The sequence below is a fragment of the Chlamydia caviae GPIC genome, assembly GCF_000007605.1.
Classification (GTDB): Bacteria; Chlamydiota; Chlamydiia; order Chlamydiales; family Chlamydiaceae; genus Chlamydia; species Chlamydia caviae.
In genome coordinates this window covers 398815-418240 of record NC_003361.3, presented here as the reverse complement: position 1 = coordinate 418240, position 19426 = coordinate 398815, and the positions used below count along the sequence as shown (strand labels likewise).

The following is a 19426-nucleotide window of genomic DNA, read 5'->3' as shown; positions in this document are numbered from 1 at the left end:
ACGTTCTTAAACGTGTAGAAGCTTCAACTTCCCTCTCAGTAGCAATGCTTAAACGATTTGTTAATTCCATCTGGGAAATTTGTCAAAAGGACAAGTTTCAACGCTTTACTCCAGTTGCAGACGCTATTGATACGTTTTGCTACGAGCCTATCCATCAACCTTCATCTCCTCCATTCATTCGCGATGCTGTAGATGTTAAACGTTGGATGATGCTTGTTGTTATTGCCCTATTTCCGGCAACGTTTTTAGCCATATGGAATTCAGGAGTTCAAGCTTTAGTCTATGGTTCGGGTAATGCCCAACTCATGGAGTCATTTTTACATATCTCAGGATTTCGTAGTTATCTCTCATTTATCTTCAACGACATCGGCGTATTTTCCATTCTTTGGACAGGATGTAAAATTTTTCTTCCCCTACTAATAATTAGTTATTCGGTAGGCGGTGTTTGTGAAGTGCTCTTCGCTATCGTTAGAAAGCATAAAATTGCCGAAGGATTACTCGTTACAGGGATTCTCTATCCTCTAACATTACCGCCAACAATTCCCTATTGGATGGCTGCCTTAGGAATTGCTTTTGGTGTTGTCGTTAGTAAGGAATTGTTTGGTGGCACAGGGATGAATATTCTCAATCCTGCACTATCCGGAAGAGCTTTCCTATTTTTCACATTTCCAGCAAAGATGAGTGGTGATGTTTGGGTAGGCAGTAATCCAACAAAAATTAAAGAAAGTCTTCTTGCTATGAATTCTACAGCAGGAAAATCGATTATCGATGGCTTCTCACAATCTACCTGCCTACAAACATTAAACTCTACAGCACCTGCTGTAAAAAGAGTTCACGTAGATGCTATAGCTTCTAACATATTGCAGATGCCGCATGTTCCTACAGAAAGTGTTATCCACTCCCAATTTTCTATCTGGGCGGAGTCTCATCCAGGATTAATGTTAGATAAGCTCACTTTAGAACAATTGCAAAACTTTGTAACCTCTCCTCTTAGTGAAGGAGGCCTTGGCTTATTACCAACCCAGTTTGATTCAGCCTACTCAATTACTGATGTGATCTATGGTATTGGGAAATTTTCTTCAGGAAATTTATTCTGGGGAAATATTATCGGTTCCTTAGGAGAAACATCGACATTTGCTTGCTTACTCGGTGCTATATTTCTTGTTGTGACAGGCATTGCGTCGTGGAGAACGATGGTATCCTTCGGTATAGGTGCTTTCATCACTGCCTGGCTATTTAAAATTTTCAGTATTCTTATCGTTGGAAAACATGGAGCTTGGGCTCCTGCAAGATTTTTTATTCCTGCCTACCGACAGTTATTCCTTGGAGGTTTAGGCTTCGGTCTTGTATTCATGGCTACAGACCCAGTATCGTCGCCAACCATGAAATTAGCAAAATGGATTTACGGATTATTTATTGGTTTTATGACCATTGTTATCCGCTTAATTAATCCAGCATATCCCGAAGGAGTTATGCTCGCCATTCTTCTTGGAAATGTGTTTGCTCCTCTTCTTGATTACTTTGCTGTAAGAAAGTACAGACGAAGGAGAATATAAAACTATGTCTTCAGAGAAACCAAAACCGCATCTGAATAAAACATGGTATGTTATCCTTTTCATTTTTGCGTTAAGTTTATTCTCCAGCGTTTTTCTCTCTACCGTGTATTATATCTTAGCTCCTTTCGAAGAAAGAGCAGCTATTTTTGATCGCGATCAGCAAATGCTAACCGCAGCACATGTTTTAGACTTCTCAGGAAAATTTCAAATCTATGAGGAAGGATCTTGGCAGCCTGCTGTATATGATAAGAAATCCCACCTACTCAAAGTTGCAGATCAACATGCCCCTGTTGTTACAAGCTCGGTTTTGGACGCCTATACACAAGGATTTGTTCGTCCTTTACTCGCTGATAAACTTGGACAGATGTTTTCTTTCGAAGAAAAAAACATTAACGTGACAGAGTTTATAGAAAAACATCAAAATGGCCATTTCTACCAACAGCCCTTGTTATTGTTTTATGTAATCTTAGCAAATACCGAACAAGCTAGGGCCATGAGCGCTGCCGATGTTATTAAAAATCCTTCAGTAGTTCGTGCTATTATTATTCCCATTTCTGGATTTGGTTTGTGGGGACCTATTTACGGTTATCTCGCTGTAGAAAATAACGGTGATACTGTTTTGGGAACAGCGTGGTATCAACAAGCGGAGACTCCAGGATTAGGAGCAAATATTGCCAATCCTCAATGGCAAAAGCAATTCTATGGAAAGAAAATCTTCTTACAGGCTGCGGCAGGAAATACGGATTTTGCTACAACACCTTTAGGTCTTGAAGTAATTAAAGGATCGGTACAATCAGCATTTGGGACAACTCCGAAAGCATTATCATCAATCGATGGTATTTCTGGAGCCACATTAACATGTAACGGTGTTACTGAAGCTTACGCACAATCTTTAGCTCCCTATCGGAATTTGTTGATATCTTTTGCAAAGCTTAACCAGAGAGATCACAATGGCAGCAAATAAATCATATAAGAGTTATTTCCTTGATCCTCTTTGGGGTAACAACCAACCGCTTATTGCTATTTTAGGGATTTGTTCTGCACTTGCTGTAACAACAACAGTAAACACGGCGATTACTATGGGTCTTGCTGTAAGCTTTGTTACAGGATGCTCCTCATTCTTTGTATCTTTATTACGCAAAGCGACTCCTGATAGCGTCCGTATGATCACACAGCTCATTATTATTAGCTTATTTGTGATTGTTATTGATCAGTTTTTAAAAGCCTTTTTCTTTACTATCTCAAAAACGCTTTCCGTTTTTGTTGGATTGATTATCACCAACTGTATCGTTATGGGAAGAGCTGAAAGCCTAGCAAGAAATGTTCCCCCTATTCCAGCATTTTTAGATGGTCTTGCATCGGGATTAGGTTACGGTTGGGTATTAGTTACTGTGAGTATAGTCAGAGAGTTCTTCGGCTTTGGTACTATTCTTGGATTACAACTTATCCCAAAATGTTTCTACGCGTCCGAAACCCATCCTGATGGATATGAAAACTTTGGTTTGATGGTTTTAGCGCCCTCAGCATTTTTCCTTTTAGGCATTATGATTTGGGGAGTGAATATTCTTAGATCTAAGAAAGCAAAAAGGTAACTTTATGTGGTTAGGCGAATATACATGGCTAAATGTCTTTGGTATCTTTTTACAAGCAACCTTCATCCAAAACATCCTTCTATCGAATTTCCTTGGGATGTGTAGCTATCTTGCCTGTTCCGCGCGAGTTTCTACTGCTAATGGCTTAGGAATGTCTGTAGCCTTAGTACTGACAGTTACTGGAAGCATTAACTGGGTCGTGCATACATTTATTACCGGGCCTAAAGCTTTAACTTGGATATCCCCCTCATTAGCCAATGTAAATCTAAATTTCCTTGAGCTGATTATCTTCATTGTAGTTATTGCTGCCTTCACACAGATCTTGGAACTACTTTTAGAAAAGGTATCCAGAAATCTCTATCTTTCCTTAGGGATCTTCCTACCGTTAATTGCTGTAAATTGTGCAATTTTAGGAGGCGTGCTCTTTGGGATTACACGGAATTATCCATTTATCCCTATGATGATATTCTCTTTAGGAGCAGGATGCGGTTGGTGGTTAGCTATTGTCTTATTTGCAACTATTAAAGAAAAACTTGCCTATTCTGATATTCCTAAAAACCTTCAAGGCATGGGGATCTCCTTCATTACCACAGGACTTATAGCTATGGCCTTTATGAGTCTTACAGGTATTGATATCTCTAAGCCATCAGCAGCAGCACCAACATCGGATATTCTAGAAACACCAAATGCTTCTTCGATAACAACAACAAATCTAAAACCTGTGAAAAAAGTACGAATAGCACAACAACGTGCTGCTAAGGAAAAAGCAATAAATATAAAAAGAGGAAAAACTCAGTAAGTTAACTATTCGAGGTAATTTCGATAGTCCCTCTAGCGAGTTCTGGAAAGTGACACAATACGTGTTTTACCATAAACATTGCTATGCATACAAGAGTACAGCAGGCAAAGAAAATTGCTGTGTACAACGCTGCTGGAGTAATCGTTGAAGATTGAATAGTGAATACTATCATGACGAGTATCGCTAAAGAAGTCATAAGAGTTGATAGTACTCTACGGAAAGTGCGCAATCCCTCAGGCTCCTTTAAAGGGCCTTTATGTAGTTGATACAATAGAGTTGCTGTATTCGGAGCTTCAGGAGAAGGTCGTTGAAATCTTTGCACGTGAATCATCATAAATCATAGTTCCTTTATCTATTACTGTATCGGTTCTCCACCGCTAAGTAGGTTTTTCTCATAACGACGAAGAAGATGATATTTCGCACAAGAACATATCAACGCCTCTAAGGTCATAGAAGCACTCATAATCCATATCATTAATTGCGTGGCTATCAGTGGAGTTCCAAACAGTCCATAGCAGGCAAGACCTATCACCGCTAAAGCTAATAATACCGTAATAGCTGTTATTACCTTAAGCTGCGTTGAAAGCTCCAACTGGGCGCTCTTCATCTTTACAGGAGTAGAGACATTGCCAACTATTAACGAGGACATAATAAAATGTGCATTTTAAACTCTTTAGGGAAAAATTTTACTCCTTCAGAAAATAAAAAAAAACTCTTATCCAAGTTCAAAAAATATAATCAATGTAAGAATTTTTTTGAAATACTAACCTGACTATTTTCTAGGAGAAAGATTTTCTGTATTTAATTTTTCATCGAGTTTAACAACCATGAACCAACCAGATTCTTCAGGAGAATTATTAAGAAGCTGAATGTCCTCTTTAAGAGCCTCATTAACCTCTATAATCTCTCCAGAAACGGGACTTAAAACCTCGATAGCCGATTTCGAAGACTCTAAGATGACTAGAACCTCACCTTCCTTACAGAAACTACCTACTGTGGGCAAATCAATATGAAGCATTTGACCTAAGTTCTCCCCCATTCTAGCTGTCAATCCTAAACGGACAACGTCACTATGAATCGGTAAAATCCACACATGATAATCAGAATCCCACATTATCTGACTCTTTCATCAATAAAACGTTCTATATAGCTCCCTAGGATTTCTTCATTTAAATGCCCCTTAGCGAGGAATAACTTCTCCACACTAGCGGGATCAACACATGTTTGATGTGATAAACATTTATAGAAAAATGGGCCTTCTTCAGGATTAAATTCAATATTTGACAACGCTCCCTCTTCCATAGAAGCTAGTTCGGAATAAGGCCGAGGAATACTTTGATCCCCACGAGTAAATATTTTTATAGATTTTTCAAGATTCCAGGACAGAGTCCCTGCTTGATATGTTCCCTCTTTATGTTCTTTGACCAAAGACCATAGGCGTTTTTGCCAGAGATGCTCGTTCTCCTCTTCTTGATAATGAGATTTTAAAGCAGAAATCACCTTATCAATATGTGAGGAATTTTTATGTGAGGAAACTAAGGCTTTCGCTAGATCCTTACGTAATACTTCACGATAAGGAATGACCTCCTCTCCCTCAAAACACGTATTTACGACAAATGTGTAATAGTGTTCTCCATCCTGACTGTAGGCCTCTAAGAGCTCATTATCCAATAATAATGCAGCTAGCTTATCACCATCTAAAATGCCTTCTAAGATACTATCTTTTCCTGAAGAAAGGAAAATTTCGTGGCTCTCATGTTTACATTGAGCTAAGCTCTCGAGAATTCTTTTTGGATGTGCTCTTAAAATCTCCTTTCTTGTGAAAGAATAGATTTTTTCTAAAAGAGAGGGTTTAAGAGCTTGGAAATCCTTGCTTGAGTTGCATGTTTCAATCTTAGGAAACTGCTGAAGCAGAATTTGGAAATTTTCAGGATTTTGTTGCCACTGGTGCACCTCAACCATGGGAACTTTAGTCTCGAGATCCTGAAGATGGATACTTTTATAGGAAACTAAAAATCTTCGCCCTACCAATCTTGGCTCTTTCGCCTTAATAGTTTTAATAGGCAAGGTAAACCGTGGAACATCGAGACAATCCTTAACTGGAACGCCTACAAGGCTGATATAAGTCTCGAAAGCTTCTAGATCTTCTCTATTCTTAAATTGATATTCACGAGGGAGCTTAACCATTTCTACAGATGTAGAATCTTTCCCCATAGAGAAAAACTCTTGCAAAGGACGGTAATCAAAGGTCACGCTACCTTCTAATTGTAAAAAGGCTCTTTTGCATAGAAGTATCTCACGATACATATTGAAAAATTCTGACTTGCTTACTCCAAGAAAATCGAAATAAGAAGCCACAAATTGATCAAAACTCAAGGTAAGTCCCGCGTGTTTAGTCAATTTAGTAAACGCTTGTTGAGCTTTATCTTCGAAATCTTGCCGCGCTTCTTTTAAAGAAGGCATAGCGATATTCTTTTTCTGCTCATTGACAAAGCGTAACAAGGCTTCAACAGCAGCAGAAACATACGCATCTCCAAACCAATCAGAAATATTCTTATAACCGAATAAACGTAGATCTTTTCCCTGAGCCAAAGCAGCATCTTGGGGAAGATTGAACATTTGTCTACGATATTCAAGCATCTGTTTGAGAATATAATGTGGGAATTTTTTCTCTTCTAAAAAGAGCTGAACCCTAGCAACAAATCCTTCAGGAGACACGGGATTATCTATTTCCTGCAAAGTAGTCAAAGCTTGATATAAACGGGGAGCAGAAGACTTCCAAACTTCCTCAGAAGAAATAAATGGAGTATCAAATCTTCGATAAGCTTGATAACGTTTCTCTTTATTAAAAGCTGGATAGTCTTGAGAATAGATTTTTAAAAAGAGCTTTTCCCCAATTTTATTTGTTAAAAAGCGCTCAGTAAGTAACCCTTCATTTAAAAAATTCCATTCCTGAGGATTTCCTGTAAAGGGATACGCCTCATTCATAAAGAATCTCTTAATCGCTAGGAATTCTCTCTCAGAATATTTTTTCCCCGGTACAGAGAAAACAACCTTCCTAGATCCATTACTTGCAGATTCCCCTGGATAGCGTCCCCAGCCTATGCCTATTCCAGATACACATACACCGACAATAACTAAACCAATGAATTTTTTCTGATGCTTATAAAAGAATGCTAGCAAAGCCACCCTCTTGGAATAAACAATAAAAAACTTAGTGTAAACTATTGATCGGAAAAAACCAAGAAGGATCCCTGAGAAACAGAAAAGAGAGGCGTTCTCTCTTTTCTGTGCAAAATTTTATTCCCCTACTTAAGCAGGCATAAAATTAATTTGTAAGTGACCTATGAGATTATACACAGGATTGAAGTACCAATCAAAAATCTCAGAATCATCGACGGGTTTGGATAAGCTCAAATCTTTTATAAAGACGGTATTAGCTTTTTCAGCAACTTCTGGAGAGTCAATGACCACAATACTTTCGTAATCAAAAAGATCGCTTTTCTTCCCGAAGTTATAGCTCCCTATAACAAAGTAACGTCCGTCTACGATCATACATTTTTTATGTAGTTGCGTATCCGGAACAAAATATTCATTGATAAACAGAGAATTGCAAGGTGTTTTGTTAGAAAATATGAACTTCTTCCATAGAGAAGGACGCTCTCCATAAGATAAAAAGAAATAGTTCATGCGATTTCCCCAAGCATACACTGCGGTAAGATCAGGACTATTTTCCGTACATCCATTAGTAATAATTTCTGAGAGCACACCACGAGAGAAACATGCAGATTTTAAACTCTCAATAATCTCATCTTTAGGGATGAAATACATATTCGCAATTTTGATAGATTTCTCTGCTCTATTGATTAAATCTACATATTCTTGAGTAATTGCATTTTTACTTTCATCAGGCCCAGAAAAAATCACACGAATATTTTTAAGATCTGTTGTTACAAGATCAGGACTTTCTTCAATAGCGCTACAATATGTAGCTGCAGCTTCTTCAACAGTTAATTTTGGATAAGGGAGCGCACGAAAATCATTGAGATTTTTATTAAACCAAGGTTTTTGAGCATAAGCATGCCAAAGAGCGTAGTGCGCATGAAATTCCTTTCTTAACTCTGTGCCAAGTTGCGCAGAACTGATAGTGACATCTTGATCACGAAAAGCTCGAGGTCTTCGGGTGCCGGCGATAATTAAACGCGGAGATTCTACAGGTTCAGGAATGGTGTCCCCTTTAGTACACATAAAATCTTCAAAATTGGTCCCTCCCATAAAAATGTACTTTCCATCTACCATGGAGATCTTGATATGACTCTCTATAACATTAGGGGCTAGAATACTTGATCCCGGGGGGCATCCGGTAAATAGATAAAAAAATCTATCAGGCCAATTGGCTTTTGCATCTTCAAGGACCTGCTTGTCCTTACTATCAATAAATGTAGGTTGAATAAGGATATAAGCACACAGTTGCGGGGCCTGAGACATGCGTACATGTAAATGCTCAACGATCTCTTTTAATAAATTCCCGCCCGTCATGCAAGGACATAATTCGACATAATGCTCAGCAACGTCTATAGCTGATAGAAGCTTTTCGTAAACCTCAACACTATTATCATGAACAATAACACTCGCGTGTTCTTTAGAAGTAGGGAAATGCACTGTAAAGGCAAAAGCATCTTTTGTTATAAATGAACAAAAGAGCGCAATAACCAAACCCCATCGCATTGTATTCATAGATGGCCACTTGAAAACATTTGAATTAACCCCTCTTTTATTTCCTTTCTTGCCTCTGAAAGATCTGAAGAAGGTGCTGACAGACCCAGAGGGAAAAATGCTCGTTTCTCAATCGCAGAGGCGATAACATCCATAACCTCAGGCAAAAGAAACTTTTGATAAAACTCTAAGGAACTTCCCGACAAGAATACCGACCCTTGGTGTAAGAATCCTTGTTTTACAGTACGCTGAGCAGCACCACCGATTTTCTTATCTCCCATTAAAACATCGTATTTTGACGCTTTAGCCATACAAAAATTAGACGTCTGGGGGTGGTGCACATCCTCGTCAAAAGAAAGCGAGCCCTTAATACGGAAAACCTTATTCAAAACCTGTAACACCATCTGATTCACAGTATAGTAATTCTCCAAAACAGTTGGCGCATACCTAGGATGTTCCGATGACATTAATAACGAAAATGCATAATCCCCGTGATGAAAAACAAACCCCCCTCCCGTAGGTCGGGCAGCAGCGTCCATGCCTAGCGCAGCCCTATTGTCAACTAAAAATTTTTCTGGGCGCATAAAATAGCCGTAAGTGAGCGGGTATTGACTATCCCACTCATAGAGATGAAGGATTACCTCCCCTTTTTTGAGGTGTTCTAGCAAATACTTGTCTCGGGCCATATGGGCCTCAGAACTTCCTTTTCCGGAATCTACTATGCGCATAGCCATAATGAAATGGGGGGATATTTCGGGGGTGAAGCATTCGTTAAAAAATGTAGAAACAGTATAGCATAGGAGGAGGATTCTTTACTATTTTTGTGAAAAAAATTCTTTCTTCTCGGTAATACTTTATCTATTTATCGAAGAGTTGCATCATTATTTTAAATTTCGTATATGCTTAAGGAAAGTTCTACCCGGTCTTTCAGGTTTTTATGTTTGAGAAGTTTACTAACAGAGCCAAACAGGTCATTAAATTGGCTAAAAAAGAAGCTCAGAGGTTAAATCATAACTATCTAGGCACAGAGCATATACTCTTAGGCCTACTCAAATTAGGCCAAGGAGTAGCTGTAAATGTATTGCGTAATTTAGGGGTAGACTTCGATACGGCAAAGCAAGAAGTCGAGAGACTAATTGGCTACGGCCCAGAAATTCAAGTCTATGGCGACCCTGCCCTTACTGGGAGGGTGAAAAAATCTTTTGAATCTGCAAATGAAGAAGCCGGGGTTTTAGAACACAATTATGTAGGTACCGAGCATCTTCTTTTAGGGATTTTAAATCAGGCTGACGGTGTTGCTTTACAAGTTCTAGAAAATTTACATATTGATCCTAGAGAAGTTCGCAAAGAAATTCTTAAAGAGCTCGAAACATTCAATCTTCAACTTCCTCCTTCATCTTCTTCTAATCCTCGAGGAAGTTCCTCTTCTTCTTCTAAATCTTCCTCTTTAGGTCATGCCTTAGGTGGAGAAAAAAGTGATAAGTTATCGGCATTAAAAGCCTATGGCTATGACTTAACAGAGATGTTTCGCGAGTCTAAGCTTGATCCTGTTATTGGTCGATCTGCAGAAGTTGAACGTTTAATTTTAATCCTTTGCCGTAGAAGAAAAAACAATCCCGTGCTTATCGGTGAAGCCGGTGTAGGGAAAACGGCTATTGTTGAAGGATTAGCACAGAAAATTATTTCTAATGAAGTGCCCGATACTTTACGTAAGAAGCGTTTGATTACTTTAGATCTTGCTTTAATGATTGCCGGAACGAAATACCGTGGGCAATTTGAAGAACGTATCAAAGCTGTTATGGACGAAGTCCGCAAACATGGAAACATCCTTTTATTTATCGATGAGCTGCATACTATTGTAGGTGCTGGAGCTGCTGAAGGCGCTATTGATGCTTCAAATATTTTAAAACCTGCATTAGCGCGTGGAGAAATCCAGTGTATCGGAGCAACAACGATTGATGAATATCGCAAGCACATTGAAAAAGATGCTGCTTTAGAACGTAGATTCCAAAAAATTATCGTCCAGCCACCTAGTGTAGATGAAACTATAGAAATCCTACGTGGATTGAAGAAGAAATACGAAGAACATCACAACGTGGCGATTACTGAAGAAGCTTTGAAAGCAGCAGCAACGTTATCCGATCAATATGTTCATGGGCGTTTCCTTCCAGATAAGGCTATTGACCTACTTGATGAAGCTGGAGCACGCGTACGAGTGAATACCATGGATCAGCCTACAGAGTTAATGAAACTCGAAGCTGAGATCGAAACTACGAAACTAGCTAAAGAGCAAGCTATCGGCACTCAAGAATACGAGAAAGCTGCAGGATTGCGTGATGAGGAGAAAAAGCTTCGTGAACGTCTTTCCAATATGAAGCAAGAATGGGAAAATCATAAAGAAGAGCATCAGATTCCTGTAGATGAAGAAGCTGTTGCTCAAGTGGTCTCCTTACAAACAGGAATTCCTTCAGCAAGACTTACTGAAGCAGAAAGTGAGAAACTACTTAAATTAGAAGATACCCTACGTAAAAAAGTCATTGGCCAGGATCAAGCTGTAAAAAGTATTTGCCGTGCTATCCGTCGTTCAAGAACAGGCATTAAAGATCCTAATCGTCCTACAGGTTCCTTCTTATTCTTAGGTCCTACAGGGGTCGGGAAAACATTACTCGCTCAACAAATTGCTATCGAGATGTTTGGCGGTGAGGATGCCTTAATTCAAGTAGACATGTCTGAATACATGGAAAAATTTGCAGCTACGAAAATGATGGGGTCACCTCCAGGATATGTTGGACATGAGGAAGGTGGTCATCTTACTGAGCAAGTGCGTCGTCGGCCTTATTGCGTTGTTCTATTCGATGAGATTGAGAAAGCGCACCCCGATATTATGGACTTGATGTTGCAGATTCTTGAACAAGGACGTCTCACAGATTCCTTCGGTCGTAAGATTGATTTCCGTCATGCAATTATTATCATGACGTCTAACTTAGGTGCAGACTTAATTAAGAAAAGCGGAGAAATCGGTTTTGGGTCTCGATCGAATTTTGACTATAAAGTGATTCAAGAAAAAATCGAGAATGCTGTTAAGAAGCATTTAAAACCGGAGTTTATCAACCGTTTAGATGAAAGTGTTATCTTCCGTCCTTTAGAGAAAGATGCTCTATCTGAAATTATCCATTTAGAAATTAACAAACTGGATTCCCGTTTGAAAAATTACCAAATGGCGTTAAGTATTCCCGACTCAGTGATTTCTTTCTTGGTTACAAAAGGACATTCTCCAGAAATGGGGGCACGACCTCTACGTCGTGTTATTGAGCAGTATCTTGAAGATCCTCTTGCAGAACTTTTGCTTAAGGAGTCTTGTCGTCAAGAAGCACGAAAACTTCGTGCTCGTCTTTCTGAAGATCGCGTTACTTTTGAACGCGATGAAGCGCAAGAAACTGAAAGCGTCGCAGCGGCTATACCTAATGGGGAGTCATAGAAACTTCTATGACCCCTCCCCCTAGGCACTTCTCCCCATCATAAAAGGCAATTGTTTGCCCTGGGGTAATTGCCTTAACGGGGGAAGAAAATCGTACACGCACTTCACTATCCTCATCTGAATGAAGAATTTCACATTCTTCATCTTCAGAGCGATAGCGTACTTTTGCACTACATCTTGTTATAGATTCTGGAGATACAAACCAGTTCAATTCTTTAGCTGTAAGTTCGGTCTGGTATAGCAAAGGATGATCTTCCCCACGCACGATATATACGATGTTCTTTTCCATATCTTTGCCAACAACATAACAAGGTTTTTCTGAACCCCCAAGATCTAACCCACGGCGTTGTCCTATCGTGTAATAGTGTGCGCCTTCATGTCGGCCTACAACTTTCTGAGAATCGTAATCTACGATATCCCCTTCTACATTAGGCACGAACTTTTCAAGAAAACTTTTAAATGGACGTTTCCCAATAAAACAGATCCCCGTACTATCTCTTTTTTGCGCTGTAGCCAATCTAGCTTGTTCAGCAATGGCACGTACTTTTGTTTTTGTCATACCCCCTAAAGGGAAAAGTACATTATCGAGAGATTCCCTTCGTGTGCCACATAGGAAATAGCTTTGATCTTTTTGGGGATCTAGCCCCCGAAGTAAATGCCTCCCCTCGGCAGCTGAAGATAAGCGACAGTAATGACCTGTCGCTAGGAAATCTCCCCCTAATTCACGGACTTTTCTTTGAAGTAGATCAAACTTTATTTCACGATTACAAAGAACATCAGGATTAGGCGTATAACCTTTAGAATATTCTCTAAGGAAACGAGAGAAAACCCTCTCACGGTATTCCTTAGCAAAAGATACTGTGTAGTAGGGAATGTCTAACTGACCCGCGACTCTTTCCACGTCTTCGTAATCTTTAGCTGTAGAGCAAAGACCATCGCTATCCTCCTCTTCCCAATTCTTCATAAAGAGACCGATAACTTTGTAAGGAGTGGTCGTTTTTAATAAATAGGCAACTACGGAGGAATCTACGCCTCCAGACATAGCAACAACAACAGTTTTATTCATAAAAAACTAAAACAGAAAAGAATTTAAAAAGAATTACTTTATGTTACGCCTTGAATAAAATGAATACATTCTTTAAATTTTACCACTATATTTTAAGGAATTCTGTGGTATTAAGTCTTTCTAATTCTATTTCACCAGATCTTCTATCCTTGCCTAGCCAATGCTCCTTGCTTTTCAACGTAGAAAAGGACGCTACGGTATTACAAAAAAAAGTTGCTATTTTTATTAAGCAAAGCTCTTTCTCTTATATTTTAGCTATTATACTTTTGATGGGAACAATGACTGGGGGTGCTGTAGTGGTAGCTTTTGGCTGTATTTCTTCTAGTCTTCCAGAAATTATTGGTGGGGTGACTTTGATGGTCGCTTCATTAGTTTGTATTCTCCTACTTATTAGCATGATTTATCTAGTTAAGTGCCTACCATCTAAGATCCAACAAACGATAACCCTCGTAAAAAATAAAACCTCATCATTATCTTCTTTCCAACTACTTCAAAATGCCTATTCAAAATTGATTTACTCGATCATCGGGAAAGAACAGCGGCTAGAACAATTAAAACAAGAGGAACATCATCTACTGGTCAAACTACGTGCCTGGCAGGAAATATCAAATGCGTCTCAGGAAATGTATGTGCCAGATGCAACCACTCCTAATTTAACAAACTAAGTCACGAGACTATGACATTAACGCCTATTCCCCCAGATCAAAAAGTAGTTTTCCTCCTTCCCTGGGATAGTTATCGTGCTAATTTAATACTACGTACTACGGTTTGTTTTGCTATCTCAGTACTTACGTGTTTAGGAATGATCGCTTTAATGAGCTATGCTATACTCTATGGTAATTGGCTAATTTTTGGTATTAGCTTAGGGATGATCCTTTTACTAATTTCCGTGGCACTTATTCTAGACTTGCCTATCAAAAATAATTTTTTTGGCACTTCATTGACCCAAGAAATTTCTCAAGACATCTCGAATTTAGGTGTAGAATCTATCGAGAAGTTCCGCGTAGCATTTGGAAATATACGGAATACGTTTATTCCGCATATGCGGGACTTAAACAATAAACTACAAAATGACTATGATACGGCAATATCTACAAAAGAAACGCAGATTCATAATCTGTCCAAAAATTTAGATTCTATGGTGAATGATAAGCGTCAGGAATACGCCCTATGGCAAGAAAATAGTCCCCTCTCTTCTCAAGCTCTTACACTAAAAGAGCAGTTAAATCATTGGGATAAAATTGAACAAAAAAGCTCTCCCAAGAAATAGTAGAAGAGCTCTCTATGCGTTAGTAAGGGAATTGCCCTGGAGAGATATTCCCGACATCAGGGCGAATCTCTCTAGATTCTATACAATCTATCAGCCGCATTTGCATTCCCACTAGATGATTAAGAATCCTGTGGCAATAGTTACTTGCATCCGTCCAAATCCCTATAATCTCTTCTGAGTAAACTTCAAGCCTGCTTCTTCCTGCATTTATTTCAGCAAAGAGCGCCTGCATATAAATAATATATGCTTTCAGAGTTTGTATATCGTTGCGACATGCAGTCAGCTCTTTATTTACATCCTCATATAAAATGAAGTAATCTTCTTCAGTCATTCCAGGCTTTGCAGACCACATTTTTTCAAGAGCACGTTTTCCTGATGGGCTCCATCCAGAGGCAAATTCTAGCTGATCTGCATCTAAATGCTGTCCATAATCGCCTAAAAATGATCTGCCTTGGCGATCATTTTCTCGTCTGCGTTGCGCAGCATTTGCACCTTTAGTGACTAATTCATCAAATCCTGCAGTATCACCCCATAGATCTGATTGACCAGCAGCAGGTCCCTGAGGGGCACTGCTACCCTCTTGGGCATTCTGCTTATCGGAAAGAGTCACAAGCCTTTTTTCTAATCTTTTAGCACGTCGCTTGTGCTCATTATTTATATGCTTGTATTTAAACTCTAGTTCTTCGAGGTGTTCGTTTAAGGACTGCAAATTATCGCGTATCCTATTATACTCCTCGTAAAAGTCTTTGTGATCCAAAGTCATTTGTTGATCGGCTTGTAAAGAGACTTTCAACATATTCATAAGAACAGTTTGATCTAGTGTCATATCTTTCAAATCTTGAATATCAATCGTGGACTTTAGATCTTTAAGTAATTGTTTTTTATTTGTCTTAGATCGCTCTAATATGGCTTCGATTGCATAGGACAAACCTAAAACAGCAAGACCGATTCCTATAGCCGCTGCTATAATCATAGGTAGAGCGAAGATCCCTCCGGGGATAACTGCAGCAATAACCCCTACAGCAGCAATGCCTCCAACGACCAAACCTAAAGTTATTCCCGTATGAACTTTTGACATGGTGCTGCTTAATCTCTGCATCTTTAAAGAAAAGGCCCCACCACCCTTAGACAATTTAGAAACGATGTTATTTCCTAATCTAATAAGTAGTTCATTTTTCCTAGCAACACTGGGATAACTCTCATCGCGCTGCGCATAATCTTCCTGATCATAAACAGCCCGACGACCCTCAAGTAAACTCATACAAGTTAAGTAATCGCTAGTAATTTGATTGAGGTTCTCTACAAACCAGGCTCCCTCTCCCCTACCCATATGACTTAGAATACTTCTTTCATGTTTGCCTATGCTCATGTTTAAATGAGCAAACTTATCCACCATATGATGGTATTTAGACCACAATATTTCTAAGTTGTCATCTCTTGGCTTTATCCCTTCGCGTTTTTCCTGAAGTAAAAGCTTCCGACGTTTATTCTCTACAACTGCCCTCTTTATATTTTGAGCTAAATGGCTCACAGAGGTAAACAATACACTTCCACCAATTCCAAGCAAGACTCCACCCAGTGCCACAGAAATCGGTAAACCTAAAGGCATGACGGTAATCAAAAATACAGAAGCGACTATAGCTAAGACAGCTAGCACTATTCCGGTAACTTGCATAGTTCTAGCAATTTTCGGATTCCTATCTAAGAATGATTTTCCGATCTCTACCTGATGTAAAGCAGGGCTTTGATATATTGGCTTAGGCTCAGACATAATAATAAGTAAAATAAATAAAACGATTTAATTATATGATAATTGTTTGACTCTAATTAATTAATATAAATTAACGCAAAAACCAACAAATCTTGTTTGAAGTAGGGCTTATCGACATAAAAAAAAAGACAGAACCCCTTAAGGTTCTGTCTCTTTCATACTAGAGCAAGGACTCTAAGTAGAGATTCTAAGGAGTCGGTGGGGTAGGATTTGTTCCACCATTAGCTGGGGTAGAATCAGATGCATTGGCAATAATAATAGCTCCAACGATCATAGCTATAACTGTAACGACCATGGTACATACAGAAATGCTTGTATGTGTACGACGTTTAGCAACGCATGAAGAACAAGGCCAGTCTGACTCAGAAGAATCACAACGGTACTGCTTAGCATTAAGGTAGCTATCTATGTTGGTATTTCCTGCAGCAGAAGATGTTCTGTAGAAATCATCCTTAGATGTGTTGCTAGCAGTTTGCTCTTTTTGATCTGCAGAATTTTGTGCTGATTCTTGCTGATTTTGTTCACTACGTGCGCTTCTTCGAGTATTGGATGCTTTCTGAGCGCGAACCTGAGGATTTACAGAACCATTGCGTTTAACTTTAACAGCTGCAGCTTTTTCAACATCATAACGTAGTGTTGAAGTAATCTTCCCATCTCTAAGAATTTTATTTTCCTTTGCACGAGCCTGGAGAGCTTCTCTAGAAGATTTCCTCTTAGTGATTCTCTGTTCTCTAGCTAAATCCTGAATAAGTTTACTTCTCTCTTCATGAACTACTTTTACATCAGGACGAACAAAAATAGGGAGTACTGGACCGTCTTTGATATCATGAACAACTTGAATGGCTTCTTTATTTTCTGAAGAAGCTTTTGTTTCGCTATCAACTTTAGCTTTTAATAAAGTCCCTGGAGTTGCAGCCTCGGGAGCTGCTACTGTATTTTGATCAGGGTTATTAACTTTGTGTTGTCTTTTAAAAAATCTTCCACCGCGAGTTAAAAGATTTTCGGTTCCATATTCAACAAGCTTTTCTCGGCAATAATTCACGCCGTCTTTAACTTGTTGGGCAAAGACTTTTTGTTGTTCCTTCTGCTCTTTAGCTTGAGCTTGAACATTGGGCTTTCGATTCAACTTATTGAATGAAAAGGACAGTTTTTTACTCTGTTTAGCTTTTCTTGCTGCATCTCTAGCATTTTTTTTAGCTTCGGCAGCTTTTCTTGCTTCTTTTCTTGCAGCTCTGCCTTCTTGAATCCTATTGAGTTTTTTCTCTTTACGGCTGAGGCTGCTTTGATTGCTTTGTTCGCTTTCCAAAGCAATTAAAGAATCCTCGGAATATACAGAGCTAACTTCAAAAGGAGGAACTGCAGCACTTGCGTAACCGACAGAGTGAGTAAAAGTTAACAAAATGGAAAGCATTGCAAGTTGCGAAGTACGCTTAGAACTCATCATGCCGCTATAATCTCCTAGATCAGCCTATAAGACCACCATAACAACAATAGGACTTTTTTCACAACTCGGAGTTGCAAATCTTTTATAGAGATTGATAGTTAATGGATTTGTGATTCCCAATTCTTAATGTAGGCAAGAAGCTGCTCTTTTTCTGGATAGCTTGTCAGAAAACTTCGAGCTTCTAAAGACATTCCAAGATGGACGATTTTATTTATTAAATTTAAATGACTTTTATCTTGGGATGCAAAAAGGAAGAACAATACGCTCACAGGTTTTCCATCAAGAGCACCGAAGTCAATACTTGTTGATAAAAACATAGGAACGACAACGTCGTAATAGGCGTTGATTAGAAAATCTTTGGCATGGGGAAGAGCAATGCCCTCTCCTATACCTGTAGACATGAGACTTTCTCGATGTGAAAGCATTTCAAAAAGAACGCTGGCGTCGAGATTAAACTTTTCTGCTATATAAGAAGAGGCATATTGCAAAGCTTCTGCTTTATTGTTTACAGTAACATCGCGGATAATCCCTCCACGATAAATCGCCTTATACAAGCTATATTTTAAGGAAAGGTCGCGAAACTCTGAATCCTGCTTCTCGTCTTGTTCCAATCCGATTAGCGCTTGATTATGTAAAATCCAATCTTCTATTTCTTCTCGATTGAATCTGTGTTCATTATTCATGCTATAACTAGGAATAGCTCCCTCATCCAGCCAACGACGGACAGTATTTTCAGAAACATCCAATAGAGAAGCTAACTCGTCTAATTTTAAATCCATAACCACTACATTCCTAAAAACACATTCATAACTTCTTCAATCGTTGTTACTTGTAGCAACTTCTGTCGTCGAGATTCATCTCTAAGTGAAAGAGTTAATGTAGATAACAGCTTGAGATACTCAGCTTGAGCGTTATCAGGACCTCCTATCAAAAATACTAGACGGACTAAAGCTCCGTCTATCGCATCCCAGAGAATCCCCTGAGAATGAATACCTATGGCGATAAAAAAGTCAGAACAACTACGTAATTTACCATGGGGGATGGCTACCCCCATGCCAATACCCGTGGACATAATGTTTTCACGAGTCACTAAAGCTTGAAAAAACTCTTCTTTATTCTCAAGTAGGCCGGCGGCACTCGCAAGATCTGTAAGATCTTGGAGAATCTCCTCCCGAGAGTTTTTATTCAAAAACATAATAAGATTGGGAGATAAAAGAGAAAACAAGGAAAAATCAGGTTGACTCTCACAATAGAAAGGCATGTCACTTCTCTCCGGTATGCCCAAAACCTCTACTTCCCCGAGATGTTGCCGTTAATCCTTCTTCTTGATCCACGACTATAAACTTTGCTTGAACTACAGGAGCAACTACAGCTTGAGCAATGCGCATCTTAGGTTCGATAATAAAAGTACTCTCTCCAAAATTTGCAAGTATGATACAAACTTCTCCGCGATAATCGGCATCTATTGTTCCTGGAGAATTAACAACCATAATCCCATGTTTCAAAGCTAGCCCACTACGTGGACGCACTTGAACTTCATAGCCTTGGGGAATCTGCATTTTTATTCCCGTAGGAATTAACACGCGTTGCCCTGGCAATACGGCAATAGGTTCTTCAATATGGGCTCGAAGATCTGCGCCTGAAGCGCCTTCTGTGGCATATTCTGGAAGATCTGCTCCAGATTCTAATTCACAAACTATAGTCATAAGAACAGCGCCATGGTTGCTATGAGTG

19 protein-coding genes are annotated in these 19426 nt (G+C 39.1%); 7 read left to right on the top strand and 12 right to left on the bottom strand.

Annotated elements, in window-relative coordinates:
* Nucleotides 1-44: 44 nt before the first annotated feature.
* Genes CCA_RS01840 through nqrE form a run of 4 tightly spaced genes read left to right on the top strand, consistent with a single transcriptional unit; the run spans nt 45 to nt 3947 of the window.
* The gene (locus tag CCA_RS01840; protein WP_011006330.1) at nt 45-1556 is read left to right on the top strand and encodes a Na(+)-transporting NADH-quinone reductase subunit B; all 1512 of its coding nucleotides are present in this window, start codon (nt 45-47) and stop codon (nt 1554-1556) included.
* Nucleotides 1557-1560: 4 nt separating this feature from the next.
* The gene (locus CCA_RS01835; protein ID WP_011006329.1) at nt 1561-2520 is read left to right on the top strand and encodes a Na(+)-translocating NADH-quinone reductase subunit C; all 960 of its coding nucleotides are present in this window, start codon (nt 1561-1563) and stop codon (nt 2518-2520) included.
* Entirely contained in the window at nt 2507-3148 is a 642-nt protein-coding gene (gene nqrD / locus CCA_RS01830) for an NADH:ubiquinone reductase (Na(+)-transporting) subunit D (RefSeq protein ID WP_011006328.1), read from the top strand. The genes CCA_RS01835 and nqrD overlap by 14 nt, the downstream gene beginning before the upstream one ends.
* A 4-nt stretch (nt 3149-3152) precedes the next feature.
* Nucleotides 3153-3947, top strand: a complete 795-nt coding sequence (nqrE, locus tag CCA_RS01825) for an NADH:ubiquinone reductase (Na(+)-transporting) subunit E (RefSeq protein ID WP_011006327.1) — start codon at nt 3153-3155, stop codon at nt 3945-3947.
* 1 nt (nt 3948) lies between these two features.
* Here nqrE and CCA_RS01820 read toward each other — a convergent pair whose 3' ends face one another.
* The 6 genes from CCA_RS01820 to CCA_RS01795 form a co-directional block, all read right to left on the bottom strand.
* Nucleotides 3949-4281, bottom strand: a complete 333-nt coding sequence (locus tag CCA_RS01820) for a membrane protein (protein ID WP_011006326.1) — start codon at nt 4279-4281, stop codon at nt 3949-3951.
* A gap of 21 nt (nt 4282-4302) precedes the next feature.
* Nucleotides 4303-4596, bottom strand: coding sequence for a hypothetical protein (locus CCA_RS01815; protein ID WP_011006325.1), 294 nt, complete (start codon nt 4594-4596; stop codon nt 4303-4305).
* Between the two features lie 123 nt (nt 4597-4719).
* Nucleotides 4720-5061, bottom strand: coding sequence for a glycine cleavage protein H-like protein (locus CCA_RS01810; RefSeq protein WP_011006324.1), 342 nt, complete (start codon nt 5059-5061; stop codon nt 4720-4722).
* Nucleotides 5061-7130, bottom strand: coding sequence for a hypothetical protein (locus CCA_RS01805; protein ID WP_011006323.1), 2070 nt, complete (start codon nt 7128-7130; stop codon nt 5061-5063). Before CCA_RS01805 ends, CCA_RS01810 begins: the two co-directional genes overlap by 1 nt.
* Nucleotides 7131-7259: 129 nt before the next feature.
* Nucleotides 7260-8684 (bottom strand): phospholipase D-like domain-containing protein, encoded by a 1425-nt coding sequence (locus tag CCA_RS01800; protein ID WP_011006322.1) that lies wholly within the window; start codon nt 8682-8684, stop codon nt 7260-7262.
* Nucleotides 8681-9397 carry a lipoyl protein ligase domain-containing protein gene (locus CCA_RS01795; RefSeq protein ID WP_011006321.1) on the bottom strand — a complete coding sequence of 239 codons (717 nt, stop codon included), beginning with the start codon at nt 9395-9397 and terminating at the stop codon, nt 8681-8683. Before CCA_RS01795 ends, CCA_RS01800 begins: the two co-directional genes overlap by 4 nt.
* A 203-nt stretch (nt 9398-9600) precedes the next feature.
* Between CCA_RS01795 and CCA_RS01790 the strand changes: the two genes are divergently transcribed.
* On the top strand, nt 9601-12141 hold the full coding sequence (locus CCA_RS01790; protein WP_011006320.1) for an ATP-dependent Clp protease ATP-binding subunit: 2541 nt from the start codon (nt 9601-9603) through the stop codon (nt 12139-12141).
* Here the strand turns inward: CCA_RS01790 and mnmA are convergent.
* Complete coding sequence (gene mnmA, locus CCA_RS01785; protein ID WP_011006319.1) at nt 12125-13207, bottom strand: tRNA 2-thiouridine(34) synthase MnmA; 1083 nt, start codon at nt 13205-13207, stop codon at nt 12125-12127. The two genes, CCA_RS01790 and mnmA, sit on opposite strands and share 17 nt — an antisense overlap.
* Nucleotides 13208-13311: 104 nt before the next feature.
* On the opposite strand from mnmA, the gene CCA_RS01780 reads away from it, so the two are divergent.
* Nucleotides 13312-13872, top strand: a complete 561-nt coding sequence (locus CCA_RS01780) for a hypothetical protein (RefSeq protein ID WP_011006318.1) — start codon at nt 13312-13314, stop codon at nt 13870-13872.
* Between the two features lie 11 nt (nt 13873-13883).
* On the top strand, nt 13884-14477 hold the full coding sequence (locus tag CCA_RS01775) for a hypothetical protein (protein WP_011006317.1): 594 nt from the start codon (nt 13884-13886) through the stop codon (nt 14475-14477).
* 19 nt (nt 14478-14496) lie between these two features.
* On the opposite strand, the gene CCA_RS01770 is transcribed toward CCA_RS01775, so the two are convergent.
* The 5 genes from CCA_RS01770 to dut form a co-directional block, all read right to left on the bottom strand.
* Complete coding sequence (locus CCA_RS01770; RefSeq protein WP_011006316.1) at nt 14497-16248, bottom strand: stage II sporulation protein M; 1752 nt, start codon at nt 16246-16248, stop codon at nt 14497-14499.
* Nucleotides 16249-16435: 187 nt separating this feature from the next.
* Nucleotides 16436-17692 carry a hypothetical protein gene (locus CCA_RS01765; RefSeq protein WP_011006315.1) on the bottom strand — a complete coding sequence of 419 codons (1257 nt, stop codon included), beginning with the start codon at nt 17690-17692 and terminating at the stop codon, nt 16436-16438.
* Between the two features lie 98 nt (nt 17693-17790).
* Nucleotides 17791-18471 carry a PTS sugar transporter subunit IIA gene (locus tag CCA_RS01760; RefSeq protein WP_011006314.1) on the bottom strand — a complete coding sequence of 227 codons (681 nt, stop codon included), beginning with the start codon at nt 18469-18471 and terminating at the stop codon, nt 17791-17793.
* 5 nt (nt 18472-18476) lie between these two features.
* Entirely contained in the window at nt 18477-18953 is a 477-nt protein-coding gene (locus CCA_RS01755; RefSeq protein WP_011006313.1) for a PTS sugar transporter subunit IIA, read from the bottom strand.
* 1 nt (nt 18954) lies between these two features.
* A complete protein-coding gene (gene dut, locus CCA_RS01750) occupies nt 18955-19398 on the bottom strand; it encodes a dUTP diphosphatase (RefSeq protein WP_011006312.1) in 444 nt (147 codons plus the stop codon).
* Nucleotides 19399-19426: the final 28 nt, after the last annotated feature.

Bases quoted from the DNA above. Each gene is read 5' to 3' on its own strand.
- CCA_RS01790 (WP_011006320.1), top strand. From the start codon at position 9,601: ATGTTTGAGAAGTTTACTAACAGAGCCAAACAGGTCATTAAATTGGCT.
- CCA_RS01760 (WP_011006314.1), bottom strand. From the start codon at position 18,471: ATGGATTTAAAATTAGACGAGTTAGCTTCTCTATTGGATGTTTCTGAA.
- CCA_RS01835 (WP_011006329.1), top strand. From the start codon at position 1,561: ATGTCTTCAGAGAAACCAAAACCGCATCTGAATAAAACATGGTATGTT.
- nqrE (WP_011006327.1), top strand. From the start codon at position 3,153: ATGTGGTTAGGCGAATATACATGGCTAAATGTCTTTGGTATCTTTTTA.
- CCA_RS01775 (WP_011006317.1), top strand. From the start codon at position 13,884: ATGACATTAACGCCTATTCCCCCAGATCAAAAAGTAGTTTTCCTCCTT.
- CCA_RS01800 (WP_011006322.1), bottom strand. From the start codon at position 8,684: ATGAATACAATGCGATGGGGTTTGGTTATTGCGCTCTTTTGTTCATTT.
- mnmA (WP_011006319.1), bottom strand. From the start codon at position 13,207: ATGAATAAAACTGTTGTTGTTGCTATGTCTGGAGGCGTAGATTCCTCC.
- CCA_RS01810 (WP_011006324.1), bottom strand. From the start codon at position 5,061: ATGTGGGATTCTGATTATCATGTGTGGATTTTACCGATTCATAGTGAC.
- nqrD (WP_011006328.1), top strand. From the start codon at position 2,507: ATGGCAGCAAATAAATCATATAAGAGTTATTTCCTTGATCCTCTTTGG.
- CCA_RS01765 (WP_011006315.1), bottom strand. From the start codon at position 17,692: ATGATGAGTTCTAAGCGTACTTCGCAACTTGCAATGCTTTCCATTTTG.
- CCA_RS01795 (WP_011006321.1), bottom strand. From the start codon at position 9,397: ATGGCTATGCGCATAGTAGATTCCGGAAAAGGAAGTTCTGAGGCCCAT.
- dut (WP_011006312.1), bottom strand. From the start codon at position 19,398: ATGACTATAGTTTGTGAATTAGAATCTGGAGCAGATCTTCCAGAATAT.
- CCA_RS01755 (WP_011006313.1), bottom strand. From the start codon at position 18,953: ATGCCTTTCTATTGTGAGAGTCAACCTGATTTTTCCTTGTTTTCTCTT.
- CCA_RS01815 (WP_011006325.1), bottom strand. From the start codon at position 4,596: ATGTCCTCGTTAATAGTTGGCAATGTCTCTACTCCTGTAAAGATGAAG.
- CCA_RS01840 (WP_011006330.1), top strand. From the start codon at position 45: ATGCTTAAACGATTTGTTAATTCCATCTGGGAAATTTGTCAAAAGGAC.
- CCA_RS01820 (WP_011006326.1), bottom strand. From the start codon at position 4,281: ATGATGATTCACGTGCAAAGATTTCAACGACCTTCTCCTGAAGCTCCG.
- CCA_RS01770 (WP_011006316.1), bottom strand. From the start codon at position 16,248: ATGTCTGAGCCTAAGCCAATATATCAAAGCCCTGCTTTACATCAGGTA.